Origin of the sequence: Pseudomonas abietaniphila (genome assembly GCF_900100795.1) — a bacterium.
GTDB classification, from domain to species: Bacteria; Pseudomonadota; Gammaproteobacteria; order Pseudomonadales; family Pseudomonadaceae; genus Aquipseudomonas; species Aquipseudomonas abietaniphila.
Genome location: NZ_FNCO01000016.1, coordinates 36,513 through 56,548 on the forward strand (window position 1 = coordinate 36,513; position 20,036 = coordinate 56,548).

Genomic DNA, 20,036 nt, shown 5'->3' on the forward strand with positions numbered 1-20,036 from the left:
CTTCCTGATCTGAATGGCCGACAATTCAGCCTAAGCGTCTGCTGGAACCTGCTGTTACAATGCCGCCTTGCGAATTTCCAGCCCCCATACTGATCAGGAGCACACGGTGCCCGTCGTATTTGTCGCGGCTTCCAAGCTGCCTACCCCTTTTGCCACTTTCAAAATGAACGGCTTTCTTGAAGAAGAAAACGGTCGTGAGCATGTTGTTCTGAGCCTTGGCGATGTATCGGACGGCGAGCCGGTGCTCGGTCGAGTGCATTCCGAATGCCTGACCGGCGATGCACTGTTCAGCCAGCGTTGCGATTGCGGCTCTCAGCTCGAGGCGGCCTTACGCGCCATTGCGGCCGAAGGCCGTGGCGTGTTGTTGTACCTGCGCCAGGAAGGCCGCGGCATTGGCTTAATGAATAAGATCCGTGCTTACGAATTGCAGGACGGCGGTGCAGACACCGTCGAAGCCAACGAGCGTCTCGGGTTCGCCGCTGACCAGCGCGATTACGCCATCTGCCTGCCGATGCTGGAGCACTTGGGCGTTAAGTCGTTGCGCCTGATGACGAACAACCCACGCAAGGTCAAAGCCCTGACCGACATGGGGATCAAAGTGGCCGAACGCGTGCCGCTGCACACCGGTCAGAACCCGCACAACAAGCTGTATCTGGCGACCAAGGCCGGCAAGCTCGGTCACATGATGGGCAATGAGCATCAGAGCGAGGTCGATCCGGCGTGACACGCGGCAACGTGCGCCGTCGTCTGGCGCTGGCGTGGTGGCGGCAACTGGCTTTGACGCTGGGGCCGCTGCTCGTTGTCTGTGTGTTTTTCGGCGGAGGTGAAGAGCCGGTGACTCCGTCGGTGTTCGCCATGCCGTTGTTCATCGCAGGCGTGGCGTCGATGTTTGTCAGCCTAAAACCCTTCGGTGTGTACAAGCGCTCGCTGATTGCGACGCAGAAAGCACTGGATACCCCGCAAGAGCCCGGCGCCTGGCTGCGACTCGCGGCCGATCGACGCATGGCATTCCTGGCGGCCGGGTTACCGGCCTGGATCGGCGCGCTGGCGGTGTTCGCTTATCTTGAGGCTGTGCCCCTCGCCCTGTTGGCGCTGTCCAGCGTTATTCTGCTTTACCTCTATCGCATTCCTCGCCAGTTGGCCTGATGCGCCGGCTCTTAGTCTGCCTGCTGTTGCTGACGGCCTGGCGCGTCAACGCGGCTGAGCGTGTTATCAGTCTGGCGCCCTCGCTGACTGAAATCGTGATTGAACTGGACGCTGCCGATTTGCTGGTGGGCGTGCTCGACGGTGGCGAACGTCCTGCGCCAGTCGCCGCTTTGCCGTCGGTGGGCCGCTATGGGCAATTGCAGATGGAGCAGTTGCTGTCGCTGCGCCCCGACCTGTTATTGCTGTGGCCGGGCAGTGTGAGCATTGCTCAGCGCGATCAACTGCAGCGGCTGAATATCCCGACCTTCGTCGCGGAGCCGCACACGCTCGATGAACTGGCCGATCAGATCGAGCAAGTTGGCGTGCGTCTGGGACGTGCCGAGCGGGGGCGGCAGGTCGCGGACGCGTTTCGTGGACGACTCTCTGCGCTGCGTCAGCGCTTTCACCGCGCAGTGCCTGTCAGCGTGTTCTATCAGGTCTGGGACCAGCCGCTGTACACGGTGGGAGGTGGGCAGATCATCAGCGATGCGCTGAGTGTGTGTGGCGCCCGGAACGTGTTCGCAGACCTCAAACAGCCCGCGCCGCAGGTCAGCCTGGAGGCGGTTTTGCAGCGTGACCCGGAAGTGATCCTGACGAGCGATGCTCGCTTGTTGAGTCGCTGGAATGCCTGGCCACAGCTCAAAGCGGTAAAAACGCAGCAACTGTTTGCCGTGCCGGACAAAGGCCTGGAGCGCGCCAGCGGACAGATGCTGGAGGCCGTCGAGAAGTTGTGTGAACGGCTATCGCCGGATCGCTGAATAGTGGCTTTGGTTCTGGTCGGAGGCCTTGGGAGCGCAGCTTGTCGCTGGGCCGCATTTGGACGATCTGCCTGGGACCGGCAGTGAATCGAATGCCTCTGTTGTATCAGGCACAACGAGCGAGCAGGATTTGCTGCCGCTTCGCGTCAGATCGCGGGACAAGCCACGCTCCTACACATAATCGCCTACATACCTACACATGACGGCCTATAGATCAGGCGTCCAGGTCACGCCAAACAGCCAGGTCCGGCCCTCTTCGCGGTAGCCATAGTTACTGCCATCAAAGCTGTACAGTGAGCGGCTGTAGCGCTTGTCCAGGGCGTTATCCAGCTTGAACTCCAGCTTCACCTCGTCGCTCGCTTTCCAGCTGCTGCGCAGTCCGAACAGTGCGTATCCGCCGATGTGCTGGGTGTTGGCTTCGTCGTTGTAGCTGTCGCTGACCGCCTGCCAGCTGGCGCCGATGCCCAAGCGATTGAACTGGCGGTCCAGGTCCAGATTGGCGGTTCGGCGCGCGCGGCGATTGAGCGTGTGCCCCGTGTCGCGATCTCGAGGGTCGATGATCGACGCGCCCAGTTTGCCGGTCCAGCCGAACAGTTGCTGCTCGAACGATGCCTCGAAGCCATTGATCCGGGCCGAAGCGATGTTCTGCGGGCTGAAGTCTGCGTCCAGCGCGATCGCGTCCTTCAGGTCCGTGCGATACAGCGAGGCTTCCAGCCTGCTGGTGTCGCTCAGGCGGCTTCGCCATTGCAGTTCGTAGCTTTTCGAGTGCTCGGGCTTGAGATTCGGGTTGCTGAAGCCGGGGTAATACAGATCGTTGAACGTCGGCGCGCGGAAACCTTCGCTGTAGGACAGCAGCACGTCGTTGGCGTCGTTGAGGGGCACGGTCAGCGTGCCGCTCCAGGTATTCTCGCTGCCGAACTGCTGATTCTGATCATGGCGCAAACCGAGCTCGGTGGAGAATCCGTCGCCTTTGTAGCGGTGCTGGATGAACGCGGCGCGGTTCCAGCGGCTGTCTTCGTCGAAGGGCGTGCTGCTGGCGACCCGGTCCTCGTAACCGTCGGCACCGAGCATCAGGCTGTTGTGCTCATCAAGGGTCAGGTCGTTCTGCCAGTTGACCGAGTCCCGGTAGGTGTTGAACACGTATCGATCGTCGCTGAGCTTGTCGAAGGTTTTCTCGCGGTTCTCGCTGTGCCCCAGTTCCAGACGGGTTTTCCAGGTCGAGTTGATTCGGGCGTCCAGGTAAGTGCCCAGACTGCTGACCTCGAAGTCGCTGTATTGCTGCTGACCCACGCTGTTGAACGTGACCGGGTCGAACAGGCCGAACGGGTTGTCGAACTCGTTTTTGCCCTTGTTATCCAGCGCGTTGAAGCCCACTTCCACGTCGTCATTCAGCCAATGGCTGAGGTTCAGGCTCATGGACTTGTTGCGGTAGGCGTCGTGGTCGCCATCACTGGCAAACGACGGGCCCGTGCTATCGATCCCTGCCGTTTCGTCGAGGCTGGTGCTGAGATTGAAATGCGTCTGTTCGTCGCCACCCGACAGGCCAAGGCTGTTCTGGCGTGTGTTGCGGTTGCCCAAGCCGGTGTGCAGCCGCGCTTGCAGTCCCTGCTCGGCGCCTCGGCGGGTGAAAATCTGGATCACGCCGCCAATTGCGTCGGCCCCGTAGATGACCGAACGCGAACCGCGCAGCACTTCCACGCGTTCGATCTGCTCGACATCGAGAAACTGCAGCGCGCTGTCGCCAGAGGTGGCATTTGCGATGCGCTGGCCATCGACCAGCACCAGGTTTTGCGCCGCCTTGGTGCCGCGGATGTAGATGCCCGGCAGACTGCCGCGTCCACCGCTCGGCGCCACCTGGACACCCGGCACGCGGCTGAGCAGGTCGGTGACGCTGGTCGGTTGCAGGCGCTCGATGTCTTCGCGGGTGAACACGGTGTTGGCCGCCGTGCTGTCGTCGCGCTGCTCGACCTGGCGATTGGCGCTGATCAGGACATCGGGCAGTTTCAACGCGTTTTCGCGGTCTGGCAGGTCGGCGAAAGCTGGGGTAACGGGAAGCAGCGATAGGGTAAAGGCGAGGCGGTGCAGGTTCATGTTCGTTCGTTTCAGTGATCGTTCCCACGCTCTGCGCGGTAACGCTGCTCCGGACGCTCTGCGTCTAGCGCAGAATGACGCGGAGCGTCATGGGATGCATTCCCACGCAGAGCGTGGGAATGATCAGAGGGCTGTCAGGCGTTGTGGATTTTTTGCAAACGATCGGCGATCGACGCTTCAATCCCGTCCGCATCCAGACCGCACTCCGCGAGCATCTGCGCGGGTTTGGCGTGTTCGACGTAAACGTCCGGCAAGCCCAGGTGCAGCACGGACTTGAGAATGTTTTCCCGTGCCAGGAACTCGCTGACGGCCGCGCCTGCGCCGCCCATGATGGCGTTCTCTTCGACGGTCACCAGCAGGTCGTGACTGGCCGCCATGACGCGCACCAGTGACTCATCCAGCGGTTTGACGAAACGCATGTCGACCAGGGTCGCGTCGAGCTTTTCAGCGACAACCATGGCCTCGGCCAGTTGCACGCCGAACACCAGCATCGCGACCTTGCTGCCCTGGCGACGGACGATGCCCTTGCCGATTTCCAGTGGCTCCAGCGCGCTTTCGATCACCGCATTCGGCCCCGTGCCGCGTGGATAACGCACGGCAGCCGGACCGTTGAACAGGTGGCCGGTGGTCAGCATCTTGCGCAGTTCGTTCTCGTCGCTCGGTGTCATCACCAGCATGCCCGGGATGCAGCGCAGGTACGACAGATCGAAACTGCCGGCATGCGTCGGGCCGTCTTCACCCACCAGACCTGCGCGGTCGATGGCGAACAGCACATCGAGGTTCTGAACCGCGACGTCGTGAATCAGTTGATCGTAACCGCGCTGCAGGAAGGTCGAATAAATCGCCACCACCGGCTTGCTGCCTTCGCAGGCCATGCCCGCCGCCAGCGTCACCGCGTGTTGTTCGGCGATGGCGACGTCGAAGTAGCGCTCAGGGTAACGCTCGCTGAAGGCCACCAGATCAGAGCCTTCTTTCATGGCTGGCGTAATGCCAACCAGGCGCTCGTCGGCGTCGGCCATGTCGCACAGCCACTGACCGAACACACCGGAGTACTTCGGCCCGCTGGCCTTTTTCGGCACAGCAGCAGGAGCGTTGAGCGGGTCGAGCTTGGTGATGGCGTGATAGCCGATCGGGTCGACTTCTGCCGGGGCGAAGCCTTTGCCCTTTTTGGTGACCACGTGCAGGAACTGCGGACCCTTGAGGTCGCGCATGTTGCGCAGGGTCGCGATCAACGTCGGCAGGTCATGGCCGTCGATAGGACCGATGTAGTTCCAGCCCAGCTCTTCGAACAGCGTGCCGGGGACCAGCATGCCTTTGGCGTATTCCTCGGTGCGGCGGGCGATTTCCCAGGCACCGGGCAGGCGCGACAGCACTTTCTTGCTGCCTTCGCGCATGCTGGCGTAGGTGCGGCTGGAAAGAATCTTCGCCAGGTAGTTCGACAGCCCGCCGACGTTGCGCGAGATCGACATGTCGTTGTCGTTGAGGATCACCAGCATGTCGGCGTTGACTTCAGGGGCGTGGTTCAACGCCTCGAAGGCCATGCCTGCGGTCAGCGCGCCATCCCCGATGACGGCGATGGACTTGCGCTCGCTGCCCTGCAGGCGGGAGGCGATGGCCATGCCCAGCGCAGCACTGATGGAGGTGCTGGAGTGGCCGACGCCGAAGGTGTCGTACTCGCTCTCGCTGCGACGCGGGAAAGCGGCCACACCGCCTTTCTGGCGCAGGGTCGACATCTTCTCGCGACGACCGGTGAGGATCTTGTGCGGATACGCCTGATGACCGACGTCCCAGACCAGCCGGTCGTCGGGGGTATCGAAGACGTAATGCAGGGCAACGGTCAGCTCGATGACGCCAAGGCCGGCACCGAAATGTCCTCCGGTCTGGCCAACGGTATAGAGCAGCTCCAGGCGCAGTTCATCAGCCAGGGCTTCAAGCTCTGCTTCACCTAACCGGCGCAGGCCGTCCGGCGTCGCTGCCTTGTCGAGCAGGGGCGTGGACGGGCGCTCGCGGGGAATCTCTTTGAACGTCGTGGGCATCAGGCGAATCGTTATAAGTAAAAGAGGCGGCAGTTTACCTGATGCATCGCGAGCTGCGCACGCAAGACAGCAACGGGATGCTCAGGACGTCGAATGGTGCATACCGTTGTAGGAGCGCGCTTGCCCGCGAAAAGTCCATCGGGCCCCGAAAAAGTGCGGGATGTTCATGGATCGCAGGCACGCGTGCTGCTGGCGGCAGACGCGACGCAGGAGAGGTGAGGTATCAGTTGCGGCGCTCGACGATATAACGCGCCAGTGCACGCAACGGCTCGGCGGCCGCGTCGAAAGGTCGCAGCGCGACCAGCGCCTGATCACGCAACTCCAGCGCGTACAGCTTGGCTTCTTCCAGCCCCAGCAGTGCAGGGTAGGTCGGCTTGTCACGTGCGATGTCCGCACCCTGGCGTTTGCCAAGCGTTGCGGTATCGCTTTCGACGTCGAGAATGTCGTCCTGGACCTGAAAGGCCAGACCGATGGCGCGGGCGTAAATCTGCAGCGCGTTCAGTTGGTCCTGGGTGGCATGACCGCTGGCCAGGGCGCCGAGTCTGACACTGGCCTCGATCAGCGCGCCGGTCTTGTGCCGATGCATGAATTCCAGCGCCTTCTGGTCAAGCTTCAGGCCGACCGAGCCCAGATCGATAGCCTGTCCACCGACCATGCCCGCAGGGCCTGCGGCGTGGGCGAGGGTGGCGACCATTTTCAGGCGGGTATCGGCGTCCTGCGGGGTCAGCTTGCTGTCGGTCAGTACACTGAACGCCAGGCTTTGCAGGCCGTCACCGGCGAGGATGGCGCAGGCCTCGTCAAAGGCTTTGTGGGTGGTCGGCAGGCCGCGACGCAGGTCGTCGTCGTCCATGGCAGGCAGATCGTCATGCACCAGCGAGTAGGCGTGAATCAGCTCGACCGCGCAGGCCGCGCCGTTGGCCGTTTCAGCACGGCCCCCCAAAGCTTCACAGGCCGCGTAAACCAGCAAGGGACGGACACGTTTGCCGCCGTTGGTCACGCTGTAGCGCATGGCGGCGTAAAGGCGGGTCAATTCTGGAGCCGGGGCGTCGAACAGGCTGTCCAGCGCCGCATTGACGCGAGCCTGGCTCAGGGCCTGATAGTCGGCAATCATTCTGGCTGTTCCGCGTCGAAGGGTTCCTCTGCCAGTTCGCCATCGCGTTCCAGCAACACCTGGACCTTCTGCTCGGCCTGGGCCAGCGCACTCTGGCACTCGCGCGTCAGGCGGATGCCCTGCTCAAAGGCGGTCAACGAATCTTCCAGCGACAGCTCGCCGTTCTCCAGACGCTCGACCAGCGTTTGCAAATCCGTGAGGGACTGTTCGAAATCCAGTGCAGCTTTCTTGCGGGCCATGGCGGCTATCCCGGTAGACGTTAAACCGGCGCGACACTAGCAGAGCGAGGGCATTGGGGCAAATGAGAGGTGCTGACTGGTGCGTATAACCAGTCGGTATTCGAGGCGCGCGCTTGCCCGCGAAGGTGACGTACGCACAATACATCTTTGTGCACCGATCCATTTTTCGCGGGCAAGCGCGCTCCTACAGGGGGGCGCTGGCAAGTCGTGCAGGTTGTGTTCGGGCAGGCATGTGTAGGAGCGCGCTTGCCCGCGAAGGTGATGTACGCGCAATACATCTTTGTGGGCGGATGTATTTTTCACGGGCAAGCGCGCTCCTACAGGCGGTCGCTGGCAAGTCGTGCAGGTTGTGTTCGGGCAGGCATGTGTAGGAGCGCGCTTGCCCGTGAAGGTGAGGTTCAGGCGATACATCTTTTTGGGGAGATGTATTTTTCGCGGGCAAGCGCGCTCCTACAGGCGGTCGCTGGCAAGTCGTGCAGGTTGTGTCGTGCAGGCAGGTGTAGGAGCGCGCTTGCCCGCGAAGGTGATGTACGCGCAATACATCTTTGTGGATCGATCCATTTTTCGCGGGCAAGCGCGCTCTTACAGAAAGGATCTACAGGGGCGGTAATTACAGGAACGTGAACACCGTCTCAGCCGGCAGGCGCGACTTCGGCAGCTTGGCGTTGAAGTCGGTTTCACTGCGATAACCCAGCGCAACGACGACCAGACTGGTATAGCCCTTCTCGCGCAGGCCCAGTTCGGCGTCGAGCTTCTTGAAGTCGAAGCCTTCCATCGGCGTTGCGTCCAGACCCAGCGATGCGGCACCTAGCAGCAGCGTGCCCAGCGCCAGATAGGTCTGCTTTTCCATCCAGTGCTGCAGGTCTTTTTGGTCGTGCTTGTGCAGATTCACGTAGCCTCGGCGGCTGTTGTCCTGACCGGCCTTGGCGTCGGCCGTCGGGAAACGACCGTCGAGCTCTTCCTGCCCCAGCACGGCCTGCAGGTGGGCTTCCGTCATCTCGGTGCGGGTGCACAGCACGATCACGTGAGAAGCGTTGAGGATCTTGGATTCGTTGTACGCAAAGCCGCCTTCGGCGCCCTTGGCCACACGCGCTTTGCCTTGTTCGTCAGACGCGATAACGAAATGCCACGGCTGCGAGTTCACCGAAGACGGGCTGTGGCGCAGTTGATCGAGCAGGGTGTCGACGGTTTCCTGCGGGATTTTGCGGCTGTTGTCGTAGGCCTTGGTGGTGTAGCGGGATTTGGCGAGTGCGGTGAGTTGCATGGTGTCTTCCGAGTCAAAAAAAGAGGGCAGCCTGGAGTTGAAAGGCGTCGAGGCCGGCGCGGCGCGATCTTCACACACGCCGGGCCGGTCGAACCATTGCGAACGGTTAAAACCCTTCGAGGACGATCTTGCCGCGGGCCTTGCCGCTCTCGATCACGGCGTGGGCGCGGCGCAGGTTCTCAGCGTTGATGACGCCAAAGTGTTCGCCGAGCGTGGTCTTCAACACGCCCTGGTCGATCAGCGCCGACACGCGATTGAGCAGTTCGTGCTGGGCGATCATGTCCGGCGTCTCGTACAGCGAGCGGGTGAACATCAGTTCCCAGTGCAGCGACAGCGCCTTGCGTTTCATGGGGACGACGTCGAGGGTTTTCGGGTCGTCGATCAGCGCCAGCCGACCTTGTGGGCGCAGGGCTTCGATCAGCTGCGGGAAATAACTGTCTGTGTGGGTCAGGCTGGCCACATGGCTGACCTGGCCGACGCCAATTTTTTCCAGTTGCTCCACCAGCGGCTGACTGTGATCAATCACGTGATGCGCACCGAGGTCTTTGACCCATTCGCGGGTTTCCGGGCGAGACGCGGTGCCGATGACGGTCAGCTTCGTCAGCTGCCGAGCCAGTTGAACCAGAATCGAACCCACGCCACCGCCTGCGCCGATGATCAACAGGCTGTCGCCTTCACCCCCACCTTCCTGCACGCCCAAACGGTCGAACAGCAGTTCCCAGGCGGTGATCGAGGTCAGCGGCAGCGCGGCGGCATGGGCGTTGTCGATGGACGTCGGTTTGCGGCCGACGATGCGCTCGTCCACCAGATGAAATTCGCTGTAGTTGCCTGGGCGGGCGATGGAGCCGGCGTAGAACACCTCGTCACCGGCCTTGAACAGCGTGACCTCCGGCCCGGTTTCACGAACGATCCCCACCGCGTCCCAGCCCACGACTTTCGGTTCGGTGGCGGCAGAGCCTGCGCGAATCTTGGTGTCCACCGGGTTCACCGAAATGGCGCGGACTTCAACCAGCAGGTCCCGTGGGCCGGGCGCGGGTTTTGGCAGGTCCATGTCCATCAGCGATTTCGGATCTTCGATGGGCAGACCGTGCTGGGTAAAGGCGATGGCTTTCATGGCGTTCTCTCTTGAAGGCAAGGGATATGAAGTTGGACGTATCTTGTTCTTCTCTACCGACAAGAAAAACCCGCACAATGCGTCAACACTTTCACAGCTGGAGTGAAAATGATCCGCATTGATGACTTGGCGCTCTTCGTCCGCACCGCCGCGCTGGGCAGTTTTTCCAACGCGGCGCGTGAGGTCGATCTGCTGCCAGGGCAGGTGGCCGCAGCGATCAAGCGACTGGAGCGTGAGCTGGATGTCCGGCTCTTCGCGCGCTCGACCCGCAGCCTGCGCCTGACCGCCGAAGGTGAGCAGTATTTGCCGACCGCACAGGCGGTGCTCGACACCTTGAGCGAAGGGCGTGAAAAACTGCGGCGTGAGAGCGCGGCGTTGAGCGGCACGCTTCAGGTGGCCGCGCCGTCGGATCTGGGGCGCAATGTGTTGCTGGGCTGGATGACCGACTTCCGCCGACAGCATCCTGCGCTGAACCTGCGATTGTTCGTCTCGGACCAGGTGGCTGACATGTTCCGCGATCCCGTGGACGTGGCCATTCGCAGTGGTGTCATCGAAGACGCGAACTACATTGCGTTGCCGCTCGCACCTTACAACCGCCGAGTACTGGTGGCGTCGCCTGACTATCTGGCCCGTAAAGGGCGGCTGCTGACAGCGGACGATCTGCTGCGTCACGACTGTCTGCTGTACATCCTCAACGGCCGCGTCTATGACAAGTGGCCGGTGGGCGCGCGCCTATTTACCGTGTCGGGACCGTTGCTCACGGACGATGCCGATCTGGTCCGCCGCTGGGCAGTGGCGGGCGAGGGCATCGCGTATAAATCGTGGGTGGACGTGCGCGATGACGTGCTGGCAGGGCGGCTGGAGTTGCTGTTGCCGGATTATCCGGGCGAACCCGCGCCGTTGAATCTGGTGTATCCGCACCGCAAACAGTTTTCGCCTGCGGTGCAGCAACTGCATTCGATGCTCAAGAGCCGGTTCGTCGACATGGAGAAGGGCTTGCCGAAGCTTTTGTGAGCCCCCTGATGACCTGTAGGAGCGCGCTTGCCCGCGATTGAGGTACGTCATTCAGCTTGATGCCGCCAGACACACCGCTATCGCGAGCAAGCTCACGCCTACAATTGCTTTACGTCAGAGATAACGACTGCCGATCAATGCGAATGCCTCGGCTCACCACTGCGTGCGATCACGCGCAGATGCAGCGTGGCAGGTTCCAGGCAGCCGCCTGTGGATAACTGCCCGACCAGTTGGCGATAGAGCTCTTGCCACGGCGTTTGCGAGGCGGGCATTGTCGGTTCGAACTGCGCGCGACGCTCGGCCATTTCCTCATCGCTGACCAGCACGTTGACGCTGCGATTGTTCAGGTCCACGCGCAGACGGTCGTTGGTTTTCAGCAGTGCGAGACCACCGCCGACCGCCGCTTCCGGCGACATGTTGAGGATCGACGGGCTCGCAGACGTGCCGCTCTGACGACCATCGCCCAGGCACGGCAACGAATCGATGCCGCGTTTGATCAGCTCGGCCGGTGGCGCCATGTTCACCACTTCTGCGCTGCCCGGATAGCCGACCGTGCCTGCGCCGCGAATCACCAGAATGCAGCGCTCGTCAATGTCCAGCGACGGGTCGTTGATGCGCGCGTGATAGTCCTCGGGGCCTTCGAAGACAATTGCCCGCGCTTCGAAGCTGTTCTCGGCGCCCGGCTCGGACAGGTAGGTTTTGCGGAACGCTTCGCCGACCACCGACATCTTCATGATCGCGCTGTCGAAGAAGTTGCCGCTGAGTACGATGAAGCCCGCGCGGTGCTTGAGCGGGTCTTCGTAAGGGCGAATCACATCCACGTCCTGAGCGACCGCATTACGCACGATGTCGCCGATGGTTTTGCCGGACACCGAACCGCAGTCTTCATGCAGCTTTCCGGCTTTCTGCAGTTCGTGCATCACCGCCGGTACGCCGCCTGCGCGGTGGAAGCCTTCGCCCAGGTACTTGCCGGCGGGCATGCAGTTGACCAGTAACGGCACGTCTTCGCCGATGCGCTGCCAGTCGTCCAGGCTCAGTTCGACGCCCATGTGCCGCGCGATGGCAATCAGGTGAGGCGGGCAGTTGCTGGACGCGCCCAACGCCGACGCCACGGCAATCGCGTTTTCAAAGGCCTCGCGGGTCATGATCTGCGAAGGACGTACGTCTTCGCGGACCAGGTCGCAGATGCGTTTGCCGGTCATGTAGGCCATTTGGCCGCGCTCGCGGTATGCCGCCGGAATGCTTGCGCAACCCGGTAACGACATGCCCAACGCTTCGGCCAGGGCATTCATCGAAAGCGCCGTGCCCATGGTGTTGCAGTGACCGACCGACGGTGAGGCCGCGGTGGTCATTTCCATGAAGCCTTCGTAGTTGATCTCGCCCGCCGACAGCAGATTGCGCGCATGCCAGAGCACGGTGCCAGAGCCGATCAGCTCCCCTTTGTGGCGACCGTCGAGCATGGGCCCGCCCGACAACACGATGGCGGGCAGGTCCGTCGTCGCGGCAGCCATCAGGCACGCCGGTGTGGTTTTGTCGCAGCCGGTGGTCAGGACCACGCCGTCGAGCGGGTAGCCGTGGAGGATTTCAACGAGGCCCAAGTAAGCGAGGTTTCGATCCAACGCGGCGGTAGGACGACGGGTTTGCTCGGCCATGGGATGCACCGGAAATTCCATCGGAATCCCGCCCGCATCACGAATGCCTGCCTTGACCCGCTGCGCCAGTTCCAGGTGATGACGATTGCACGGCGCAAGATCGCTGCCGGTTTGGGCGATGCCGATGATCGGGCGGCCGGATTGCAGCTCTTCACGGGTCAGGCCGTAGTTCATGTAACGCTCGACGTAGAGCGCGGTCATGTCGGCGTGATCGGGATCGTCGAACCATTGCTGGCTGCGCAGAGGGCGTTTGGGCGTATCGGACATGGTTCGGGTCTCTCTTGGAATTAGGGTATTGCCAGAATCTGTTATCGGTAACATTGAGCCTGAAAAACCGTTTTGTAAACCGGCAGGGCTTCAGCGCGACAGCAAATCACGCGCCGCGAGGTTGCGAATCAGCGCGCCCACCCCAAACGTCCAGGGCGTCGCCCGGCTGCTGTGGGTCACCTCGTTGTGCAACCCGCCGAGCAGACGGCTGCTGATGCTGACCTGATCCCCGAGCTTGTGCGTGAAACCACCGCCTACATGATCGCGGTCTTCGGTCGGGGCGAAGAGGGTGCCCAGGTACAGCAGGAAGCCGTCGGGGTATTGATGGTTGGCGTTCAGCGTTTGCGCGGCGATGTCTTCCGGGTCACGGCTGATCTGCGACATCGAGCTGGAGCCTTTCATCACATAGCCGTCATTGCCTTTCACCTGCAGATCGACCACGCAGTTGCGCACGTCGTCCATCGAGAACGTCTCGTCGAACAGGCGGATGAACGGACCGATGGCGCACGAGGCGTTGTTGTCTTTCGCCTTGCTCAGCAGCAGCGCACTGCGACCCTCAAAGTCACGCAGGTTGACGTCGTTGCCCAGCGTCGCGCCGTGAATCTGCCCACGGCTGTTCACCGCCAGCACCACTTCCGGTTCCGGGTTGTTCCATTCCGATTTCGGGTGGATGCCGATCTGGCTGCCGCTGCCGACAGCGGCGAGCACAGGCGCCTTGGTGAAAATTTCGGCGTCCGGGCCGATGCCGACTTCCAGGTACTGCGACCACATTTTCTGTTCGATCAGCAGCGCTTTGAGCTTGCTCGCCTGCTCGGAACCCGGCTTGATGCTGCGCAGGTTGTCGCCGATGGCGTTGTGCACGATGGCCCGCACGCTCTCTGCCTTGGCCGGATCGCCTGCGGCCTGCTCTTCGATCACCCGCTCGATCATGCTTGCGGCGAAGGTCACGCCGGCGGCTTTGATGACCTGCAGGTCGGCGGGCGCTAGCAGGAACGGCTTATTGGTGTCAGGGTTTGAGGTCGAGTTGGCCAGCAGTGCCTCAACGCTGGCGATCAAGGTGCCCTGGGTTTCACGCACCGCTTTGAGCGGCGACTCGGACTCCAGCAACTCGCTCAACGTGGCGAATTGTGCCGACAGATCGAACACCCCGTCGCTGCGCAGCACAACGGGCGAAGGCCCGCTGACGTTGCCGGGCACCCAGGCGCGGCCGATCAAAGTGCCGGTCAGGCCGTCGGCAGGCAGTGTGTTTTCTGGGGTGAGCTGAATAGGCATGGGGCAGTCCTCGGATATTTTTGTGCTTTTCGTACCGACCCTAATCAGCGCGGCCGATAAACTCCAATGACATCTGCTCAATTATCGATAACACTGGGTTATCGCGAATCGAGGCTGTTTCCATGTCCGACATTTCCTTTTCCACGGTCTGCAACTGGCTGAAGTTCAAGCACCTGGTGCTGATCGATACCTTGGCGCGGACCCGCAACATGCACGCCGCTGCCCAGCACATGAACCTCAGCCAGCCGGCGGTCAGCAAGATGCTGCGCGAGATCGAACGCCTGCTCGGCTTCGATCTGTTTGAACGCCTTCCGCGCAACATGCCGCCGACTGCGTTGGGCGAACACGTGGTGCGTTATGCGCAGATTGCGCTCAACGATGCGAACAAGTTTGTTGACCAGATCAGCAGCCTGCGTGAAGGCGGACATGGTTTTCTGAAGGTGGGTGCGATTTTCGCGGCGACCGCGGTGGTGTTGCCCGACGCGATCGTTCAACTGAAGAAACGCTGGCCGTTGCTGTCCATCGAGGTGGTCGAGCAGACCAGCGATCACCTCATGGAAATGCTCGACGACAAGAAGCTCGACCTGGCCGTGGCGCGTTACACCGACGAAAACCAGCAACAGGTGTATGACTTCCAGGCGCTGGCGCCCGAGCCGTTCTGCATGGTGGTCAACAGCCGTCATCCGCTGACGGAGTTGCAGGAAACACCGTTGCAGGAACTGGGCAAGTGGCCGTGGATTCTTTACCCGGTCGGCACGCCCATTCGCGCGCGGATGGAACAGGCGTTTGCGCAGGCCGGCATCGCAACGCCGAAGAACACCATCGACACGATCTCAATGCAGACCTTCCTCCAGGTGCTGCAGTCCGGGCCGATGATCGCCATGTTGCCGGCCTCCATGGCGCAGCCGCATCTGGACACCGGACTGCTGAAAGTGCTCAACACCTCGCTGAAACTCGCACCGCAGGATTACGGCATCCTGACCCGTCGCGGCGAGCCGTTGCTGGGGGCTGCGTCGGAATTTGCCGAGATCCTGCTGGCGAATGCGCAGGTGGCGCGCAATTGATGTGCCTGACTGCCGAAATCATCTGTGGAAGCGAATTTATTCGCGATGCGGTTTCAAGCGCACATTTGCATTGGGAGAAGGATTTCTCGCGAATGAATTCGCTCCCGCAGGGTGACCTTCGATAACCCTGCGTTATCGATCAATGGGAACAAGTCATTGTCCCGCCCCGTATTTACGGTAGTCAGGCCTACCTGTTATCGGTAACATCGTTCCGTGCTTCGACCCTCCATAACAACAATACAGGCCCGTCCACGTGCCTGGAGGTCCCACCATGGAAACCGTTTCCCAACGCCTGCCCGAACCTTCGGGTGCCGGGCAAGCCAGTTTTGAAGACCGCACCTACCGCAAAGTGATCTTGCGCATCCTCCCTGTCCTGCTGCTGTGCTACATGGCCGCGTACCTGGACCGCGTGAACATCGGCTTCGCCAAGCTGGATATGCTCAACGACCTGCAATTCAGCAACACCATCTACGCCTTGGGCGCGAGCATGTTCTTCTGGGGTTACTTCCTCTTCGAAGTGCCGAGCAATCTGTTGCTGCATCGCTTCGGCGCGCGTATGTGGATTGCCCGGATCATGCTCACTTGGGCCATCGTCTCCATGGCCGTGGCGTTCACCGTACCGCTGGCGAAGTTCTTTCACATCGAATCGGAAACCATGTTCTACGTGCTGCGCTTCTTGCTCGGCATCTGTGAGGCAGGGTTCTTTCCAGGCGTGATCCTTTACCTCAATTACTGGTTTCCGACCCGCCGTCAAAGCCGTGTCCTGTCGGGTTTCCTGATGGCGATGCCGATCAGCCTGACGCTGGGCGGCGTGATTTCCGGCTGGCTGATGACCCGAATGCAAGGCGTGCAGGGCATGGCCTGCTGGCAATGGTTGCTGATCATCGAAGGCATCCCCTCGGTCATCATGGCGTTCGTGGTGCTGGCGTTCATGGCCAACAACGTTGATTCGGCCAAATGGCTGTCGCCCGAAGAGAAAGCCATGCTCAAGGCCAATCTGGAGACCGACAGCAAAGGCAAGGCGTCGAACCTGCGCGAGGTATTCTTCAATGGCCGCGTGTGGCTGTTGGTGCTGATCCTGCTGACGTTCAACACCGGGTTCTATGGCCTGGCGTTCTGGATGCCGTCGATCATCAAAAGCGCAGGTATTTCGAACCCGCTGGACATCGGTCTGCTGACCGCCATTCCGTACGGCATTGCGGTTATCGCCATGACCCTCAATGCGCGGCATTCGAACAAGACCGGCGAGCGTCGTCTGCACGCAGCGATCCCGGCGATCATCGGCGGCATTGGCCTGATCCTCAGTGCGTATTTCGCCAACAACGTGGTGCTGTCGATCATCTTCCTCAGCGTTTCCGCCTCGGGCGTGTTGAGCCTGATGCCGATCTACTGGACGTTGCCGGGCACGGTGTTGTCTGGCGTTGCGGCAGCGGCGGGCATCGGCATGATCAACGCCATCGGCAACTTGTCCGGTTTCACCGGCTCGATGATCACCGCTATGGCCGAGAACCTGACTGGCAACATCAATAACGGCACCTACGTGCTGGGGGCGTGCCTGTTTGTCAGCGCGGGGCTGATTCTGTCGATTCCCAAAGCGATGCTGGGCAATCACAAGGTCGACACGGCAGTGCCTGCAGGACAACTCTCACAAGCCTGACCGGGAAAGGCCGGACAACACAGACTCCTGTGGGAGCGAGCTTGCTCGCTCCCACAGCACTTGCCACCGGTTGGCGAGAACGTTAAGCACCGACATTTTCTCGACATCTGCCATCGCCATCCGCGATGGCAAGCTCGCCAATGCCTGATATACGCCCCCGCCTCTGACTCCTAACATCGGTCGCAATGACCAACCGTTCGCCGACTGCGCGTCATGCCGTCGACCGGGTTTCCAAAAATAATAAGTTGAGTCCCACGAGGTTTCCCCATGAAAACCCTTGCTGCCGGGCCCGCGCCCGTTTCTGCGCCTCTGGATGGCAGTGCTCAGCTGAGCACCGGCCAGCGTTACGCTACTTTGGGCGGCTCTTGGGCCGCTTGGCTGTTCGACGCGCTGGATGCCACCGTCTTCGGCTTCGTCCTGCTGGCCATCGCCAAAACCTTTTCTGTCGGCCTGGGCGATGTCGTATCGACCGTGGCCTGGTTTCTGCTGGCAACCGGTATCGGCGGCTTCTTCCTCGGGAACATCTCCGACAAGATCGGCCGCAAGAAGACCATGATGCTGTCGGTGTTCGTCTATGGCACCGGCACTTTGCTCTGCGGGTTTGCCGACAGCCTGTGGCAACTGAACCTGTTCCGTTTCTGCGTCGGGATTGCGGTCGGTGGGCTGTGGTCTGCCGCGGCTGCGCTGGTGTCGGAAATCTGGCCGCCTGCCGGTCGCGCCAAAGCCTTCGCCGTGATGCAAACCGGCTGGTCGGGTGGCGGTTTGCTCGCCGCGATTTTTGCCTGGAGCTTCCTCGACAGCAGCAACCCTGAGTCCTGGCGCACGCTGTTCATCTACGCGTCGATCCCGGCCTACTTCACCCTCGTGTTCATCTGGCTGTTCGTCAAAGAGTCGCCTGTCTGGCTGGCGAACCGCGAGTTCATGCGTCGCAACACCGACAAGGGGCGGCTGATGGAAATCTTCAGCCCGCAGTACCGAAAAGTGACCCTGCTGGGCCTGAGCATTTCGGTGCTCGGCATGTACGGCTACTGGATCATCACCACCTTCATGCCGGCCTATCTGCAGAACATTCTGAACGTGCGCATCGATCAGGCGCCGGTGTTTGTCATCTGGATCGGCATTGGTGCCACCATCGGTTATCTGGCCTACGGCTATCTGGCAGAAGCCGTCGGACGCCGCCTGTCATTTGCGATCTTCTTTGGCGGCATGGCGATCATGGTGCCGGTGTTTTCCTACTCCGCGACCCTGATGCCGCTGACAGACGGCAAGCTGATGTTCACCACCCAGAACATCATCATGCTGGGCTCTCTGGCTGCACTTCTGGGCTTCTTCACCGGTTACTTCAGCGGCTTCGGCGCGTGGTATTCGGAACTGTTCCCCACCAGCATCCGCTCCACCGCGTCGGGCTTCTGTTTCAACTTCGGCCGGGTGGGCGCCATTGTCGGGATCAAGCTGGTCCCCGTGCTGATCCCGCTTATCGGCTTCACCGCCACGATTTCTCTTGCCTCCGTTTCCTACGCCATTGCCGCCGTCATGGTGTTCACGCTGCAGGAAACCAAAGGCGTTCAACTCACCAGCGGCAACTGATCTGCATCTAGAGGACAGCCCCATGAAAAACTTTCGAATCGGCCAAATCGTTCCAAGCTCCAACACCACCATGGAAACCGAAATTCCGGCGATGCTGACCTCGCGTTACTCGCTGTTTCCGGAAGAGCACTTCACGTTCCATTCGTCGCGCATGCGCATGATGCACGTGAGCCCCGAAGAGCTGAAGAAGATGGACATCGACAGCGACCGTTGCGCGCTGGAACTGAGCGATGCACGCGTGGACGTCATGGCCTACGCCTGCCTGGTGGCGATCATGTGCCAGGGCGCGGGTTACCACAAAGTCTCGCAGGACCGTCTGGGCAAGACCGTGGTTTCCAACAAGTCGAACGCTCCAGTGCTGAGTTCTGCGGGTGCGTTGATCGACAGCCTGAACATGCTCAACTACAAGAAAATTTCGATCATCACCCCGTACATGAAGCCCCTGACCCAACAGGTCATCGACTACATCGAAGCGGCGGGTATCGAAGTGGTCGACTCCATCAGCCTGGAAGTGTCCGACAACCTCGAAGTCGGTCGTCTGGACCCGATGAATCTGGTGGCCCACGCCGATAAGTTGAACATCGGTCAGGCCGATGGGGTGGTGCTGTCGTGCTGCGTGCAGATGCCTTCGCTGCCCGCGATCCAGGTCGTACAGGATCGTCTCGACAAGCCGGTGCTGTCGGCGTCGGTGGCGACGGTTTACCAGATGCTGAAAACACTGGGCCTCACCGCTCAGGTGCCAAACGCCGGGCATCTGCTGTCTGGTCAGTTCTGAGTCGATGAATGACGGGGTACTATGGCGGCCATTCTGGCCAGCACGCCCGGTACCTCACATGAAGCTCGATCCCGTCTCGTTGCGCCTCTTCGTCAGCGTTGTCGAAGAAGGCACCATCGCTGCCGCCGCCAAGCGTGAACACATCGCGGCGGCCGCGGTGAGCAAGCGGCTCAGCGAGCTGGAAGAGCTGCTCGATTCAAAACTGCTCAACCGCACCAACAAAGGCATCACGCCGACCGATGCCGGCCTGTCGTTGCTGTTCATGGCTCGCAGCGCGCTGAACAACCTCAATGAAATCGTCGTGCAGATGCGCGATTACTCCCACGGGCGTCGCGGGTCGGTGCACGTGCTGGCGAACATTTCGGCGATCACGCAGTTCATGCCGGGGCTGATCAAGTCGTTCATGGCGCTCTACCCGCTGATCAACGTCAGCCTGCAAGAGCAGCAAAGCCTGGCGATCACCAAGGCCGTGGCGGAAAACCGCGCCGACATCGGCATCTTTACGCGTCTGCCCCATGGCGCTGACATCGAAGTGTTCCCGTTTCGCACCGACCGACTGGTGTTGCTGGTGCCCAACGATCATCCCTTGGCCGGGCGCACGTCGCTCACCTTCAACGAAACGCTCGACCACGAATACGTCACCCTGCGCAGCGGCACGCACCTCAATTTTCAGCTGATCAAAGCCGCCAATGACATGGGCCGCTCGCTGAAAATCCGTATGGAAGTCTCCAGCTATGACGCGTTGTGCCTGATGGTTCAGGCGGGCGTTGGCATCGGCATCATGCCGGCGGGCAGCGTGGAGATTTACAAAATGGACGGCGCGACTGCCGTGCCCTTGAACGAAGACTGGGCCAGTCGCGAACTCAGCGTTTGCGTAAGGTCCAGGGCGGGTTTGTCCACGGCCGCGCAGCTGTTTCTGGACCATCTGCTCGCGGGTTGATGCACCTCAT

General features: G+C 61.2%; 17 protein-coding genes. 9 read left to right on the forward strand and 8 right to left on the reverse strand.

Annotated elements, in window-relative coordinates; translation table 11 throughout:
• Positions 1 to 106 precede the first annotated feature (106 nt).
• Genes ribA through BLS87_RS25465 form a run of 3 tightly spaced genes read left to right on the forward strand, consistent with a single transcriptional unit; the run spans position 107 to position 1,943 of the window.
• Complete coding sequence (ribA, locus tag BLS87_RS25455; RefSeq protein ID WP_074756924.1) at positions 107 to 724, forward strand: GTP cyclohydrolase II; 618 nt, start codon at positions 107 to 109, stop codon at positions 722 to 724.
• Positions 721 to 1,146: an MFS transporter gene (locus BLS87_RS25460; protein WP_074756926.1), complete on the forward strand. Its 426-nt coding sequence runs from the start codon at positions 721 to 723 to the stop codon at positions 1,144 to 1,146. Before ribA ends, BLS87_RS25460 begins: the two co-directional genes overlap by 4 nt.
• Positions 1,146 to 1,943 (forward strand): cobalamin-binding protein, encoded by a 798-nt coding sequence (locus tag BLS87_RS25465; RefSeq protein ID WP_074756928.1) that lies wholly within the window; start codon positions 1,146 to 1,148, stop codon positions 1,941 to 1,943. The genes BLS87_RS25460 and BLS87_RS25465 overlap by 1 nt, the downstream gene beginning before the upstream one ends.
• 207 nt (positions 1,944 to 2,150) lie before the next feature.
• On the opposite strand, the gene BLS87_RS25470 is transcribed toward BLS87_RS25465, so the two are convergent.
• The 6 genes from BLS87_RS25470 to BLS87_RS25495 all read right to left on the reverse strand — a co-directional run bounded on the left by BLS87_RS25470 (position 2,151) and on the right by BLS87_RS25495 (position 9,798).
• Entirely contained in the window at positions 2,151 to 4,034 is a 1,884-nt protein-coding gene (locus BLS87_RS25470; RefSeq protein ID WP_074756930.1) for a TonB-dependent receptor domain-containing protein, read from the reverse strand.
• A gap of 134 nt (positions 4,035 to 4,168) precedes the next feature.
• Positions 4,169 to 6,070: a 1-deoxy-D-xylulose-5-phosphate synthase gene (dxs, locus tag BLS87_RS25475; RefSeq protein ID WP_074756932.1), complete on the reverse strand. Its 1,902-nt coding sequence runs from the start codon at positions 6,068 to 6,070 to the stop codon at positions 4,169 to 4,171.
• Positions 6,071 to 6,293: 223 nt separating this feature from the next.
• Positions 6,294 to 7,181, reverse strand: coding sequence for a (2E,6E)-farnesyl diphosphate synthase (ispA, locus tag BLS87_RS25480; RefSeq protein WP_074756934.1), 888 nt, complete (start codon positions 7,179 to 7,181; stop codon positions 6,294 to 6,296).
• The gene (locus BLS87_RS25485; RefSeq protein ID WP_062384761.1) at positions 7,178 to 7,420 is read right to left on the reverse strand and encodes an exodeoxyribonuclease VII small subunit; all 243 of its coding nucleotides are present in this window, start codon (positions 7,418 to 7,420) and stop codon (positions 7,178 to 7,180) included. The genes ispA and BLS87_RS25485 overlap by 4 nt, the downstream gene beginning before the upstream one ends.
• A gap of 610 nt (positions 7,421 to 8,030) precedes the next feature.
• Positions 8,031 to 8,684 (reverse strand): oxygen-insensitive NAD(P)H nitroreductase, encoded by a 654-nt coding sequence (nfsB, locus tag BLS87_RS25490; RefSeq protein ID WP_074756936.1) that lies wholly within the window; start codon positions 8,682 to 8,684, stop codon positions 8,031 to 8,033.
• A gap of 106 nt (positions 8,685 to 8,790) precedes the next feature.
• Positions 8,791 to 9,798, reverse strand: coding sequence for a zinc-binding alcohol dehydrogenase family protein (locus BLS87_RS25495; protein WP_074756938.1), 1,008 nt, complete (start codon positions 9,796 to 9,798; stop codon positions 8,791 to 8,793).
• A gap of 108 nt (positions 9,799 to 9,906) precedes the next feature.
• On the opposite strand from BLS87_RS25495, the gene BLS87_RS25500 reads away from it, so the two are divergent.
• Positions 9,907 to 10,812 carry a LysR family transcriptional regulator gene (locus BLS87_RS25500; RefSeq protein WP_074756940.1) on the forward strand — a complete coding sequence of 302 codons (906 nt, stop codon included), beginning with the start codon at positions 9,907 to 9,909 and terminating at the stop codon, positions 10,810 to 10,812.
• 134 nt (positions 10,813 to 10,946) lie between these two features.
• On the opposite strand, the gene BLS87_RS25505 is transcribed toward BLS87_RS25500, so the two are convergent.
• Together BLS87_RS25505 and BLS87_RS25510 are read right to left on the reverse strand one after the other, a co-directional pair.
• Positions 10,947 to 12,731 carry an IlvD/Edd family dehydratase gene (locus BLS87_RS25505; RefSeq protein WP_074756942.1) on the reverse strand — a complete coding sequence of 595 codons (1,785 nt, stop codon included), beginning with the start codon at positions 12,729 to 12,731 and terminating at the stop codon, positions 10,947 to 10,949.
• Positions 12,732 to 12,821: 90 nt separating this feature from the next.
• On the reverse strand, positions 12,822 to 14,003 hold the full coding sequence (locus BLS87_RS25510) for a fumarylacetoacetate hydrolase family protein (RefSeq protein WP_074756944.1): 1,182 nt from the start codon (positions 14,001 to 14,003) through the stop codon (positions 12,822 to 12,824).
• A 122-nt stretch (positions 14,004 to 14,125) separates the two neighbouring features.
• On the opposite strand from BLS87_RS25510, the gene BLS87_RS25515 reads away from it, so the two are divergent.
• From BLS87_RS25515 to BLS87_RS25535, 5 genes are all read left to right on the forward strand, one after another.
• Positions 14,126 to 15,067 carry a LysR family transcriptional regulator gene (locus tag BLS87_RS25515; protein WP_074756946.1) on the forward strand — a complete coding sequence of 314 codons (942 nt, stop codon included), beginning with the start codon at positions 14,126 to 14,128 and terminating at the stop codon, positions 15,065 to 15,067.
• 271 nt (positions 15,068 to 15,338) lie between these two features.
• A complete protein-coding gene (locus BLS87_RS25520) occupies positions 15,339 to 16,724 on the forward strand; it encodes an MFS transporter (protein WP_074756948.1) in 1,386 nt (461 codons plus the stop codon).
• 267 nt (positions 16,725 to 16,991) lie between these two features.
• Entirely contained in the window at positions 16,992 to 18,311 is a 1,320-nt protein-coding gene (locus BLS87_RS25525) for an MFS transporter (RefSeq protein ID WP_208605199.1), read from the forward strand.
• A gap of 22 nt (positions 18,312 to 18,333) precedes the next feature.
• A complete protein-coding gene (locus BLS87_RS25530) occupies positions 18,334 to 19,086 on the forward strand; it encodes a maleate cis-trans isomerase family protein (RefSeq protein WP_074756950.1) in 753 nt (250 codons plus the stop codon).
• Positions 19,087 to 19,144: 58 nt separating this feature from the next.
• Positions 19,145 to 20,026, forward strand: coding sequence for a LysR family transcriptional regulator (locus BLS87_RS25535; RefSeq protein ID WP_074756952.1), 882 nt, complete (start codon positions 19,145 to 19,147; stop codon positions 20,024 to 20,026).
• Positions 20,027 to 20,036 lie beyond the last annotated feature (10 nt).